Origin of the sequence: Bacillus cereus group sp. RP43 (assembly GCF_040459645.1) — a bacterium.
Classification (GTDB): Bacteria; Bacillota; Bacilli; order Bacillales; family Bacillaceae_G; genus Bacillus_A; species Bacillus_A mycoides_C.
The window spans coordinates 3,082,938-3,096,718 of record NZ_JARVHQ010000001.1 but is presented as its reverse complement, the minus strand read 5'-3'; the positions used below and the strand labels follow the sequence as shown (position 1 = coordinate 3,096,718).

Sequence of the window (13,781 nt, the reverse complement as noted above, 5' to 3'; positions counted from 1 at the left end):
TGTATCATTTATGATTTGAAAGGGGAAATTATTACGATGGCAGAAATTAAAATCACACCAGAAGAACTTGAAAGAATCTCAGGAAACTTTAAAAATGCAGCAGGAGAAGCTCAAAGCCAAATTAATAGACTTGAAGGCGACATTAATAGTTTAGAAGGTCAATGGGCTGGGGCAACACAAGCGAAGTTCCGTGGAGAATTTATCCAATCTAAACAAGCAATGCAACAATATATTCCAATTTTAGAGGGTATTTCAACAGATTTAAAACGTATTGCTGATAAATTCCGTAACACAGATAACGCATACTAAGAATAGAACAATTGCAAAAGACCAGGAGCTATTGTTCCTGGTCTTTTTTTGAAAAATTGTTATACGAGAGTAAGGGGATAAAATGGGATTCCGACCAGAAGTAGGAGAAAAAATTAGTCTTAATAAAGATGTTTATCGTTTTGAGAAACACCCAGCTGTAATTGGTATTGAAATGCCCTATGGTCAAGAGGGAAGACAAGGAACAGTTTATCAATTACAACAGGAAAATGGTGTGGACCGAATTGCATTAAAAGTTTTTAAGGAACGCTATCGTGAGGAAAAACATCAACTAGCATTTTTGAAACCACTTTCTTCCTTAGCGGGTCTTAAAGTATGTTCACGCTATGTCGTTACTAAAGAAGAACATACATCTGTTATCGAAAAATCAGAAGATCTTGCTAATAGTATTGTAATGCCTTGGATTGAAGGTCCAACTTGGGCTGACATTTTGCAAGAACAACGAGTGTTATCAAAAGAACAATGTTTCTTTATTGCAGAAGCATTTCTTACAACACTTAAAATGATGGAGGAAAATGAAGTTGCCCATAATGATTTATCGTCTAGCAATGTACTCATACCTTTCTTAAGTGAAAATCCAATTGAAGGCCAACACTATATTGAACTTGTTGATGTTGAGCAAATGTATGGGCCAAAAAGTAAAAGGCCTATGCTATTGCCAGCAGGTTCAGCGGGCTATGCACCAATGTATTTAAAAAGCGGGGTATGGCAAAAAGAAGCCGATCGATTTGCTGGTGCTATATTATTAGGAGAAATATTAAGTTGGTGTAGTGAAGAAGTTCGAAATGAAAAATGGACGGATGCAAGTTACTTTAAAACGGAAGAAATGCAGACAGAATGTGAAAGATATGCTTTACTTCAACAAGTATTACATAATCAATGGAACGGGGAAATTGCAAAACTATTTCAGCGGGCATGGAGTAGTAACTCTTTCGCAGAATGTCCAAGCTTTGCAGAGTGGTACGATGTATTTAAGGGTGCAAGAGAAATAATAAAAATTGATGCGGAAAGGCAGTCAGCACAAGAACATTCTCTTTTTGTATCGAAATGTTTGGAAATTGCAAGATTATTAGAAGAGAGAGGACTTAAACAAGCGGCATTATATGAATATAAAATAATTTTCAATTCACTTAATCCATCAACAGCTCTAAAACAAGAACTCGCATTTATCATTCAAACTATGGAGAGTCAAGAGCCTGAAATAAATCAAAAAAAGGTACTACAAAGTTATTTGGAACTAGCTACTGAATTGGAACGAGAAAACAATGCAGAATTTGCTTGTTTCGTCTATTCACGAATCGTACAATTTCCAAACATTGATCATGCGTTAAAAAAGGAAATTGAAAGCATTATTGAAGAGATAAAAGAAGAACAAGGAACACAGCCGCAGCAAGAAATAGCAGCCACAATTACAGTTCCTAATAGCATTCTACAGAGCCGGAAACAAACGAAAAAACAAGTGGAATATGATATAGATGATGAGATTTTAAATGCAAAAGCATCGAATCAACCACTTACAGTAACGCATGAACAAAGTGAACCGTCTGCTCTTTCTAAATGGTGGAAAAAGAATAAAAAGCGAATTTTGATTATTGGTTCAACTGTAGTAGTTGTTATAGGTGGTTCAACGTTATTTTATTTCTATACAACAAACGCTAAATATCAAAAATATATGGAACAAGCACGACAAGCTTATGATGATAAAAAATATACAAAAGCAGAAGAAGCTGTTGGGCATGCAATTGCAGTGAAAGGCAAAGACGAGGCACATCTCCAATTAGCAACGATTTACGTTGCTGAAGGGAAAAATAAAATTGCAATCGACTATATTACAAAATTAATAAAAGATAGAGAAATAGATAAAGAAAATAATGAAGCTGCATATCTATTAGCTTCAGCGAATTTCCGTATAGGGAAATATCAAGAAGCAGTGCAGAATTTTGAACAAGCATTAGCGAATAATGCAAAAGGAATTGAAGCGTACAAAAAAGATGCGATGCGAGATTTAGCTGTAAGTCATATGAAAATGAAAGAATTTGAAAAGGCAGAAGATGTTATTGTCAAAATGAGTACGAAAACAAATGAGGATAAGGCAATTGTTTCGTATTTAAAAGGTCAACTATCAACTGCAACTGTGCAGTTAGACAAAGCAGAGTCTTTCTTTAAAGAATCTATTAAACAGGATTCAAAGAATGCTATATATACAATTGAACTTTCAAATTTATACGTGCTTTGGAATAAAACAAACCTAATTGATAGTGCGAAAAAAGAAATGAATTATCAACAAGCATCTCAAATATTACAAGCAGCGATTCAAAAAGATATGAAAAATATAGAGTTATTAAATCAGCTAGGAATTGTGTATTATGAAGCGGGTCAATTTTACGAAACGCGAGATGGTGCAAAGAGTAATGCTGCGTATCAACAAGCATTGGACGCTTACAATAGAGTTGTCAACAGTGGGACTCGCGACATAAATACGCTTGTGAATATAGGGATTTTATACGATAAAGTGGGACAAGGAAATGAAGCAGAGAAATTCTTCACAGAGGCATATTCACAAAATGATGAAAATGCGCATGTGAATTTTGCATTTGGAATGTTTAAAATCAAACAGAAAAAATATGAAGAGGCGAGCCGCTTCTTAAGAAAAACGGTACAAGCAAATGAAAATGAATCTGAAGTAAGAGCGGCACAAGAAAAGCTAACAGAAATGAAAACAAACGGCTGGATTCAATAAAGATGGGAAAAGGGGAAAAGAACATGGAAGAAAACAATAATAATCTAGGAAAAAAAGTTGCTATATCTGTAATGTCAGTGGCTTTATTTGGAACGTCAGGATATCTTGTCTACGATAAAGGCTTTAATACAGTAGGAAAAGAACCAGTAAAATTAGCAAGTAATACAGAAGAGAAAAAAGATGACCGTATTACAGGGGGCAATTTACAGTCTATGTTCCCAAATTTAGTTGCTGATGCTGCAAAAAAAGATGAAAAACCTGGCGAAAAACCAACTATTAATTTAGCAGACTTAATTGGAAATAATAAATCACCAATTACGCCAGTAACGTATAAACCAGATGAAGTGTCGGTGGAAAAGAAAGATCCACAAATCAAATTATCAGATGCACCAACTCCGCAAAAGCCAGAGCTGCCAACTAATATGGGAGGGCCCGTAGTAGAACCAGTGGGGAATTTACCAGAGCCGGGAAAGGTGAATGATAATAAACAGCAACCTAATGGGCAAGAAGGAGATGGGCAAAAACCAAATCCGAATGCAGATTTAAAGCCAGATCCAAACCCAAATCCAAATCCGGAGCCGAAACCAGAGCCAAATCCGGAGCCGAAACCAGAGCCAAATCCGGAGCCGAAGCCAGAGCCAAATCCGGAGCCGAAACCAGAGCCAAAACCAGAGCCGAAACCAGAGCCAAAACCAGAGCCAAAACCAAAACCAGATCCAACACAACCAACAATTACAGTATCACCAAAAACGGGTGATATTTTAGTTGAGTGGTACGCTGGAAATGGAAAATACTACTCATCTGTTTTCTTTAATGATTTTTATACGAGTCAAAAAGAACTGGATCAAAATGCATTAAATAATTTAACAAATTACTATAGCAAAAAGGAAGATTGGTCGCTTGTTAGCCAATTGAACACACCATCAAAATCGAAATCGATAGCTGAACATAAGTTAGCATTAGATAATTTAGAACAAATACTCTCAAGTGGTGAATATTCAAATGAGAGAGCATTATTCTATTTACGTAATCAAATCAATGTGCTAAATGAATCGGTTACCACACAAGAAGAGTTACAAAAGTATTTAAGTGAAAATAAAAAAGATTACATTAAATCTGTGGCAGAAAAAGTTTATCAAACAGCAACAGAAGAAAAAAGAGAGTGGTCAAATACAGGGGATGTAGTATCTTTAGAACAAGCATTAAGTAAATTTTATTTAGTTACATCGGTATTTGAAAGTGTAGATCCTACATTAGTAGAAAAAGCAAATCAACATGTAGAAGATATTTTCAACGAGCTATTACAAGAAGAATTAAAGAACCTTAATATCCAAACATCAGTAGTGATGTCTACAACTGAGACAAAAGAAAAAGCAAGCCCAGTAAAAGAAAATACTAGTAGTAATGAAGGAAAAGCAGTTACAGAAGAAAATGAGGCAACAAGTACAGCAACTGAGAAAAGCCTAAAAGATTCAAAGACTGAAGGTGCCAAAAATAACGATAAAACAAATAATATAGATTCAAGTACTCAAAAATCACAAGTAAAATCTGAACCATTTAGTCAAGAGATCGATCAAATAGAAACATATTTAAATCCAGCGAATCCACAATATGAAAATGCTTTACTATTAGCAAATCAGTATATTGACGGTGCAACAGGAGAACAAAAAGAAAAATTAGAAAAGCAATTTAGTGCGGCTGTAGAGGGACTTCGTGGACAAATAAAAGATCCTAAGTTTACAGTGGAAGATGCTATAAATAAAGCGAATTTATTAGCAAATACGGCAAGAGTAGAAAAATCTGTTCAAGAGGAATCTCATAAGTTATTAATGCCGCTAATGTTTGAAAGAAAAGCAAACGATGCTGCAAATAATGGAGAATATTATACAGCGGTATTAAATATTGCAAATGCAATTCGTACAAAGCACCCATTGGAACGTTCAAGAGAAGAAATGGTTAATTATGCGAATAAATTATGGACAGATACAGAAAATGAATGGAATAAAATGAATGGAACGACAGGATGGCAAAGTGAAGTAGGTAAAACCTTATTACCATCATATACATTACTTGCACAGTTAAAAGATATTGATAAAACGATTGGCCAAATTAGTGGTATGAATATGATTGATAATGCATCAAGAAAAATGGAGGGAATTCAACTTGTACAATTAGCAGGTGATGAAGCAAATAAAGAAGGACAAACGAGCCTTTATAATGCTTTACATTATTATGGTCAAGCATCTTCACGTGGTGTTGTTGAAAAAACAGGATTTTCTAAGGTTGCTGGTCTTGTAATTACAGAAGCAAAACAGTTAGAAAAAACGCAATATAAATCAGCTTTAAACAACTATCAAATTTTATATAAAACACCAGGAATTGAAGAATTGGGAATTAAAGATGGGATAAAAGCGGCAATTGAGTATTTGAGTACATTTGAAGCTGCAAAGGTAAGCGGGAATAAAGATACGATTGAAGATTTAGCTTCAGCAATTGAATTAACTTATCATTCTATGGAACTAGGATATCCAGAAGCAGATGCAAAAGAATGGATGAATATGGTAGCTGTAAAAATGTTTAATAAAGGTGCTGGATACATGTCGTCAAATGATACGAATAATGCATATAAATGTTTTGAATTTTTAACTCGTGATAAATATGCAAATGCTATTAATGGAGAAATAACTAAACAAGCAAAAGAGAATGTAGAAAAAATTAAAGCAATGAACGTTCAAAAATAATTAGATTAAAATTTGCCATCTTACTTTGAGTAAGATGGCGAAATTATTCCGCATAAGGAGTAAATATTAATGAGCTTAGTAGAAATTTGAATTCTACTAAACTCATTAATTATTCATTAAAGTCACTCTTTAATGAATAATTAATTTGAAGGGTGGAAAAAAGATGATTAGCAATTTAAAAAGGGAAGCATTATCCTCATTGAAAGGCCGGTGGGGATTAGGGGTAGGTTCAACGTTTCTTAATTATCTCATTCCCGCAGCAAGTATGTATTTCATTGGTATAGTAGTATTTCTAATTTTTGGTTTGTTTATAGACGTTATAGGACCTGAGAACTTTATATATTATTCATATGGCGAACCTCAAATTAATTTTGGAGTTATTTTATCTCAAATTATTATATGGGCTTTTATTTTTATTCTTTATATTGTTGTACAAAGTGTTATGAGTTACGGCTATTATACAATCACATTAGGTTTAGCGAAAAATGAATCTACTACAATTGGTGATTTATTTGCTGGATTTAAGTCAAATAATATATTTAGAGCTATGAAACTAGGTATCTTACAAACAATATTTATTAGCTTATGGAGTCTTTTGTTCATTGTTCCAGGTATTATTAAATTTTTCTCTTATTCTATGGCTTACTACATTATGTTAGAAGATCCAGAATGTACAGCAAGCGAAGCAATTAAAAAAAGTAAAGTGATGATGAAAGGACATAAGTTAGATTTATTTATCACTTGGTTAAGTTTCATTGGTTGGTTTATTTTAGGTTCATTGGTGGGAATATTTACACTAAATCTTCCATACCTTTGGATTTCTCCATATTATACTACTACAGTATCGCATTTCTACTTAAATCTAGTGGATAGAACTAATAATACAAAAGAAGTACCAGTTATCAATATTCAAAAATAATCGGATTTAAAATTCGCCATCTTACTTTGAGTAAGATGGCGGAATTATTCCAAATAAGGAGTGAAGTTTAATGAGTTTACTAGAAATTTGCCCATTAGATGAGGCGTTAGTGGAAGCTTTACAGAATGAAGAAAAAAGAGTTCATTTTTATGAGATGTTACAGAAATCAAATTTATACGTTGTTGCTTCCGTAGAGGGAGATACAACTGTAGATGAAGAAGGGGATTTAATTTCAACTGATAATACACAATTGCAAATTCATTATTTTGAAATGGAAGAAGGATTAATGTTACCACTGTATTCTGATTTAAAGCATTTAGAAATGGTTATTCCAGAAGAATGTCCATATGTCTCTATGAATGCAGTTGAATTATTGAAAACGATAGATTTAGAGGCAAATGTCATATTGAACCCAGGAACAAAATTTCAAAAATTATTTGTAAAGGAAGAAATTGAAGCGATTTGTGATAACAGTATTTTTGATGTTTTCTCTAAAGAGAATAAGTAAAAATTGATGTAGTTCTATTTCTTTTTGGTATAAAATAGAGGAAGGTGGGAGAAGGTTTGGAGATTAAGGTCAAACCTGAACAACTCGAACAAATTGCCAAAAACATATCAGAGATGCAAACACACAGCCAGAACATACAACAAAATCTCAATCAATCTATGTTTAGTATTCAAATGCAATGGCAAGGAGCGACGAGTCAGCATTTTTACGGGGAATATATGAGATCAATGAGACTCATGGAATCTTACATACGTAACTTACAAGTTACAGAAAAAGAATTACGGCGTATCGCTCAAAAGTTTCGTCAAGCAGATGAAGAATATCAAAAGAAACAAAATGAAAAATTGAAAGAAACCCATAAAAAAGAAAAGAACCATGAAAAATCATGGTGGGAAAAGGGAGTAGAAGGAGCAGCTGAATTCATTGGAGTAAATGATGCAATTCGTGCAGTTACCGGTAAAGACCCTATTACAGGAAAAGAATTATCATCAAAAGAAAGACTCATCGCCGCAGGATGGACACTCCTAAACTTTGTTCCTGTTGGAAAAGTGGCAAGTCTTGCTGGAAAAGGAATAAAGTATGTCGCTTCTAGCTTTGGGAAGACGATTGTAAAAGCAGGAAAAGGCGTAACAATGGTAGCCGGAAAAGCTGGAAAAGCAGCTGTCGATGGCATAAAAACAGCCAGCCACAAAGTAACAGAAGGTGTAAACTTTGTAGCCTCGACAGCAAAAGGGTTTGCCGACAAAATCGGAAGCCTATGGAACAAAGGTGCCACAACCGTAAAAACAACTTTCTTACAGGGGAATGAAAAGATCCAGCACGCAGTAAAAACATTGCTGGAGTACAAATGGATCCCAGGTGAGGGAAAAGGCTTCGCCATGGCTGGAGTAGGAAGGGTCTCAGGAGGAGGACAGTATTCTCTGAAAGAGGCTTATCAGTATATGGAGAGTAAAGTTGTTAAGGGTACGGTTGGAGCTAATAACTTTAAATTTGGAGATAATGCTAAAAATCATTTAAAAAATGTTGAGAATATAAGCACTAAGAAAGGGGTTAGTGGTGGACATAACATGGATGAATTTTACAATGCTTTGAAAAATCAGGGTGTTGATGTAGAAGACTTAATTATATCTAAAAAATCACATTCTTCAATTGAAGGGATTTATGAGATAGAATACAAAATACCTAGAAAAGATATGGCTGGAAATATTGCAGAACCTGTTTCGTATAAAAATATTAAGGAGCCTAAAACAATATACGATCCAGCAATGATTAGTGATGATAAGATATATCAGTGGGGAAAAGAAGCAATGCAAAAGGGAACAATAAATGGTAGGCTTGTTGAAGGTACTGCTTCAAATGGATTGAAGTGTGATTTGAACCATAACTTTGCCGTTCCGGCAAGGTTATGGTTCTTTTTGTTTGCGGCAAACTTATGCTTCCAGGATCTGAAGAATATTCTTAATGTCGCTTTTAAAAAGTCACGATTTTTATAAAAAAGTTACAATGTTTTTGCCTTTTAATTAAAGAGTTCTGACTATACTTTATTTTAAAGCTACAATAATTCCTTGATAAATAGAATTATTGTAAAGTAATGATAATTAAATTATATATTATTTGAAAGTGATGAAAGGAAGTAGTAACAGGTATTTTTTCTTTTAGAGAGTCGGTGGGTGGTGCAAACCGATAGAAAGAACTTGTGAATCTGTCCTTGAGCGAAATGTGGAACACTTCAATGTGAAGTTAGTAATCGTTTCCGGTTAAAAACCGTTAATTTTTTAAGTGGAAAGCTTATATTTTCTATGCTTTCAACTAGGGTGGCAACGCGGGTTAACTCTCGTCCCTTTTATAGGGACGGGGGTTTTTTGTGTTTTTTTAGTGAAATTCCCTACCTTAAAAGTTTAACGTGAACGAAGAAGATGGCATTATTCACTTATTAAAGGAGAGATAAGATGTGTGGAGGTAAAAATTAATTAGACTAATAGAAAATTAATAAACATGGTGATTTTTGGGGTTATTATTTCAATAAAATCATGAGGTTGGTATGTGAAAGGGGGCAACAATAACAAGTTGCTCCTTTTTTTAATAATTCTATGAACAACATTAATTTGTTTTCTGAAATATTTTTAGGAAATATAGAAAGAAGTTTTAGAATTTTTAAAATGCCAAAATAGGAAACTAAACTTTCTATAATTGATAAATATTACATTTGAATAAGAAACTATTAGCAGATCTAACATGTACACTTTATTTATGGGGATGACAGCATGCAAATCTAATGATTTAGCCAGCACAGCTGAAAAATCAAATGTGCAATAGAAAAAGGATATGCCAATGCCTGTAAAAGAAATTAATACAACTACTAATGCAGGATCCTTTAAATGTAGACTTAATATAGCTTTGAAATAAAGTCGTATCGTCTTATTCTTTTAATAATAAATTGGTAAGCAATGTATAACTATAGGTAAGGAAGAGGGACATCTAAAGCATGCTCAACATAAATATGAACCTTGACATGTCAGTAAGTGTATTGTAGATTAAGTTAATGACTTAAACCATTAACTATATAACGTTAGAGGGAAATAGTTACAGTAGATCTGGAGTTCTGCATTTGTACATGTTATAGAGTTATCTAAAATGTCATTTCAGATGGAACATATACTTTTATTGACCTGTACAGTACAAGTAATCGAGACTTTAAACTATTTGCAGAGCACCTATTTTAAATTCGTATCTTGACAAGTTAATGGGGGTATAGTAGATTTGGTTAGTGACTTAAATCATTAACCATATAACAAAGGTAGGAAGTGGTAATAAAGGTATATATTCTCTGTATTTGTACAGGTAATAGAGTTAAATCAAATATCATTTCATTTAGAATATAAACTCTTATTGATCTAAACAATATAAGCAATTAAAACTTCAAACTACTTGTAGAGCACCTAAATCCAATGAGCATCTTGACAAGTTGATGGGGTTATTGTAGATTTGGTTAGTGACTCAAATCATTAACCATATAACAATGGGGGAAGGAAGTGCTCATGAGAACTGAGAAACCCGTATTTGCTCAGGTTGCAGAGATGATTGAAAATGATATTTTATCTGGTACATATAACCCGGATGACTTAATTATTTCAACCACTCAGATTTCTAAGCTTCTCTCAGTAAACCCAACTACATCGGTAAAGGCTGTTAAGATTCTCGCAGATAAAGGGGTGCTCTATAAAAAACGAGGAATTGGAATGGCAGTAACCAATGAGGCAAAGAAAATCATATTGGACGAGCGAAAAAAAGAGCTGTTAGATACGATACGACAATCGATGAAAATTGGTATATCACGAGAGGAAATAATTAAATTAGTAATGGAGGAAAACGATGATTAATTTATTCAATGTAACTAAAGATTATGGAAAAAATGAAGGGTTGCGGAATTTCTCCGTAACCTTGGATTCACCTGGTATTTACTGTTTGCTAGGTAAAAATGGGGCAGGAAAAACTACCTTTCTCAAATTAATTGCGGGTCACCATAATGCTAGTGCTGGTGAAGTCAGAGTTGAGGGGAACCTCGTAAATATGATGCGTATGCCAGAGCAAGTATATTTTATTCCTAGTGATGCAGAACATTTCAATATGCGTATCAGGGACTTATTCAAGACTGCAAAAGAATTGCACAGTCAATTTGATCTCAATTTCGCAATTGAAATTGCGGAAAAATTCAAACTGGATTTAAACAAAAAGTATGAACAAACATCATTTGGAATGAAGGTTATGGTCAACACAATCCTTGGAATGGCTAGTAACAAGGCTGTAATTATTCTAGATGAACCAGTTTTAGGGTTTGATGCTATTACACGTAATAGTTTTTACGATTTATTACAAGTATGCAACGAACAGAAACCCAAAATTATTATTGTGTCCACACACTTAATTGATGAAATTTCTAAAGTTGCAGAAAAGCTTCTTATCATTGATAAAGGAGAACTGAAATTATATGCAGATACCACTGATATTGATGAGATGGCTTATTCTGTAACAGGTCCAGTTGATATCGTCGAACAGGTAACGAAAGGTCTAAATATTATTGGTAAAAAGAACGTGGGTGGATTTGTATCACAATACATTTTTGACAAACCAATTGAGGATACAGATACAGTAATGATATCACCTTTGGGCTTACAAGATTTCTTCATCAGTCTTGTTGAAGAAGAATAAAAGAATTTGATTGTGAAAATATAAAATTAGGAGGACTTAAGATGAATGCACTTGCTGTAGCAAAGCTAAATTTTAAGAAAGTAAAATTATCGTACGTTATTTTTATCGCAGCGATTGTCTTACAAATAATTAGTTACGTAATCAATGATTTATTAGGAACAACAAATAAAGGACAATTTTATTTAAGTTTTAGTTTTTACGCTTATATCATAATTTTAATGAGTGCGGTGCTCATTCCTGCTAAGAATTTCCGGAAAATTATGAATCTTAATGTAAAAAAGCTGGATTATATGAGAGGGATCCTTATAAATTATATTGGTTTTGCCCTTGTTATTTCGCTATTTACAGCGCTTTGCTATCTTTGTTTAGATAAACTATTACCTGTAGGTAATAATGGATTTGTAGCCAATCCATTTGGTGTTTTTGGTTGGGATAAAAATGGAGTTAGTATTGCCTTCATTCGTCAATTTGTATTTATGCTGATGGTTGCTTTGATTGTTCATACATTAACTACAATCCAGGGATCTTGGTACGGTTGGCTTACGGATATTATCATTGTAGCTGTTATTTGTATATTTACACCTATTGCTTCTCTTCGAAAAGTATTAGGTTTGATATTTGACACCCTAATTTTTACTCCAAACGCAGTTATTCAAATTATAAGTTGTCTTGGGGTATCTGCTATTGTCTATGTTTTATGTGCCTTGGTCGTAAGTCGTAAGAAGATTTAAATCACAATTAATACGTTATCAGTTACTAAAAGATTGGGATCATAAAGGTGAAATGAGCATTCATTGTTTTGCTGAGTGTAAGTAAATAGGGCAGGATTGCATACTGAGACTCGTATAGAATATAAAAATGCCCATCTTCACCATTATAGGTCAATTCATACACGTTGAAAGTATTAACTAAAGATTAGTGGAGGGATTATTATGTTTAAATTTACTAAACCTATTATAGCAAGTGCGATAGTGATTTCACTTGCAGCTTGTGGTACAACGCCTGAAAATCCGGATAAGAGTTCACAAAAACAAAATGTTACGCAAGGTACAAAAAGTTTTGATGAGAAAGATTTAAAAATGAAAAGTGCAGCCTACTTGGAGCAATTTCAGAAAAATGATTTCGATCAACTTTATAAAAATGTAACTCAGGAAATGACAAGTAAATTACCTAAGGAAGAGTTTGCTTCTAAATGGAAAGCTTTAATATCTCAATTAGGGCCTGCTCTAGATACAGAATCGGAAGTATTTAATTCGAAAGATAAAAATGGAAAAGTGTCTATTACCACAGTACATCGTAAAAATAATTTGCAAACCACTTTTGTTTATACAAAGGATGGCAAGGTAGCAGACGTTCAAACTGAAATGCAGCCACTTATAGTGAAACCAGAGAAAGGTGAAAAATGGGAAGAATCTTCGATTAAAGTTGGGTACAATGAAAAAAAATTGAATGGGTTGTTAACTCTCCCGAAAGGAATAGAAAAACCACCGGTTGCAATTTTGCTTCAGGGGTCTGGTCCCAATAATATGGACTCTATCATTGGTACGGGTCTTAATCGTCCTTTCGCAGATATTGCACACGGTCTTGCAGAAAAGGGAATTGCTTCTATCCGTTATGACAAACGTTCTTATGCCTATCCAAATGATGTTTTCGATGTGGAAACAGAATATTTGAAAGATGCTAAAGAGGCAGTTGGACTTGTTAAAGAAGATAAAAGAGTAGATAGTAATAAGATCTATCTAATTGGGCATAGCCAGGGTGGTTTAATGGGGCCAAAGATTGCACAGGATAATCCAGAAATAAAAGGGTTTGTCTCAATGGCTGGTACCCTACGTCGTTTAGAGGATGTAGTGTTGACACAGACTACAATGCGAGTAGAACAAGATACAAAACTATCGGGCGAGCGTAAAAAAGAGGAAATGGAAAATACGAAAGAGGCAGTACAAAAAATAAAAAAACTCAATACCTCTGACAAAACAGAAGTTATACTTGGTTATCCAGCTAGTTACTGGAGTAGTTTGAATAAAGTTAATGGAGCGAGTATCGCTAAAAACCTTAATATTCCAATGTTCATTATACAAGGTACAACTGATTTTCATGTCTTAGAAAAAGTAGATTATAAACTGTGGCAGGAAACACTTGAGGGTAAAGACAATGTTAGTTTCAAGGTGTATCCAGGACTGAGTCATTTGTTTATGCCAGGTGGTTCCGCAGATAAATTTGATGGTAGTATTTACAACAAACCAGCTCATGTAGATTCTCAAGTAATAAAGGATGTCTCAGGGTGGATTAACGCTCAACATTAATTAAGTTAAAATGAGAGCGAAATATTATTCT

General features: G+C 33.9%; 10 protein-coding genes and 1 other annotated feature. All 10 genes read left to right on the top strand.

All coding sequences use genetic code 11. The features are described from left to right. Nucleotides 1-36: 36 nt before the first annotated feature. The 10 genes from QCI75_RS16155 (at nt 37) to QCI75_RS16110 (ending at nt 13,750) form a co-directional block, all read left to right on the top strand. The gene (locus QCI75_RS16155) at nt 37-309 is read left to right on the top strand and encodes a WXG100 family type VII secretion target (RefSeq protein ID WP_002141592.1); all 273 of its coding nucleotides are present in this window, start codon (nt 37-39) and stop codon (nt 307-309) included. Between the two features lie 82 nt (nt 310-391). Beyond that, complete coding sequence (locus QCI75_RS16150) at nt 392-3,067, top strand: tetratricopeptide repeat protein (protein ID WP_353760826.1); 2,676 nt, start codon at nt 392-394, stop codon at nt 3,065-3,067. A gap of 23 nt (nt 3,068-3,090) precedes the next feature. After that, entirely contained in the window at nt 3,091-5,808 is a 2,718-nt protein-coding gene (locus QCI75_RS16145) for a hypothetical protein (protein ID WP_353760825.1), read from the top strand. A 163-nt stretch (nt 5,809-5,971) separates the two neighbouring features. Then, on the top strand, nt 5,972-6,727 hold the full coding sequence (locus tag QCI75_RS16140) for a DUF975 family protein (protein ID WP_144508945.1): 756 nt from the start codon (nt 5,972-5,974) through the stop codon (nt 6,725-6,727). A gap of 70 nt (nt 6,728-6,797) precedes the next feature. Beyond that, entirely contained in the window at nt 6,798-7,235 is a 438-nt protein-coding gene (locus QCI75_RS16135) for an SseB family protein (RefSeq protein ID WP_144508946.1), read from the top strand. 56 nt (nt 7,236-7,291) lie between these two features. Next, nucleotides 7,292-8,728, top strand: a complete 1,437-nt coding sequence (locus QCI75_RS16130) for a WXG100 family type VII secretion target (RefSeq protein WP_353760824.1) — start codon at nt 7,292-7,294, stop codon at nt 8,726-8,728. A gap of 121 nt (nt 8,729-8,849) precedes the next feature. Next, nucleotides 8,850-9,080: a binding site (T-box leader), on the top strand. A gap of 1,193 nt (nt 9,081-10,273) precedes the next feature. After that, nucleotides 10,274-10,615 carry a GntR family transcriptional regulator gene (locus QCI75_RS16125; RefSeq protein WP_002160770.1) on the top strand — a complete coding sequence of 114 codons (342 nt, stop codon included), beginning with the start codon at nt 10,274-10,276 and terminating at the stop codon, nt 10,613-10,615. After that, entirely contained in the window at nt 10,608-11,444 is an 837-nt protein-coding gene (locus QCI75_RS16120) for an ATP-binding cassette domain-containing protein (protein WP_224413466.1), read from the top strand. Before QCI75_RS16125 ends, QCI75_RS16120 begins: the two co-directional genes overlap by 8 nt. Before the next feature lie 41 nt (nt 11,445-11,485). Further along, on the top strand, nt 11,486-12,175 hold the full coding sequence (locus tag QCI75_RS16115) for a permease (protein ID WP_224413465.1): 690 nt from the start codon (nt 11,486-11,488) through the stop codon (nt 12,173-12,175). Between the two features lie 201 nt (nt 12,176-12,376). Then, on the top strand, nt 12,377-13,750 hold the full coding sequence (locus tag QCI75_RS16110) for an alpha/beta hydrolase (protein ID WP_224413464.1): 1,374 nt from the start codon (nt 12,377-12,379) through the stop codon (nt 13,748-13,750). Nucleotides 13,751-13,781: the final 31 nt, after the last annotated feature.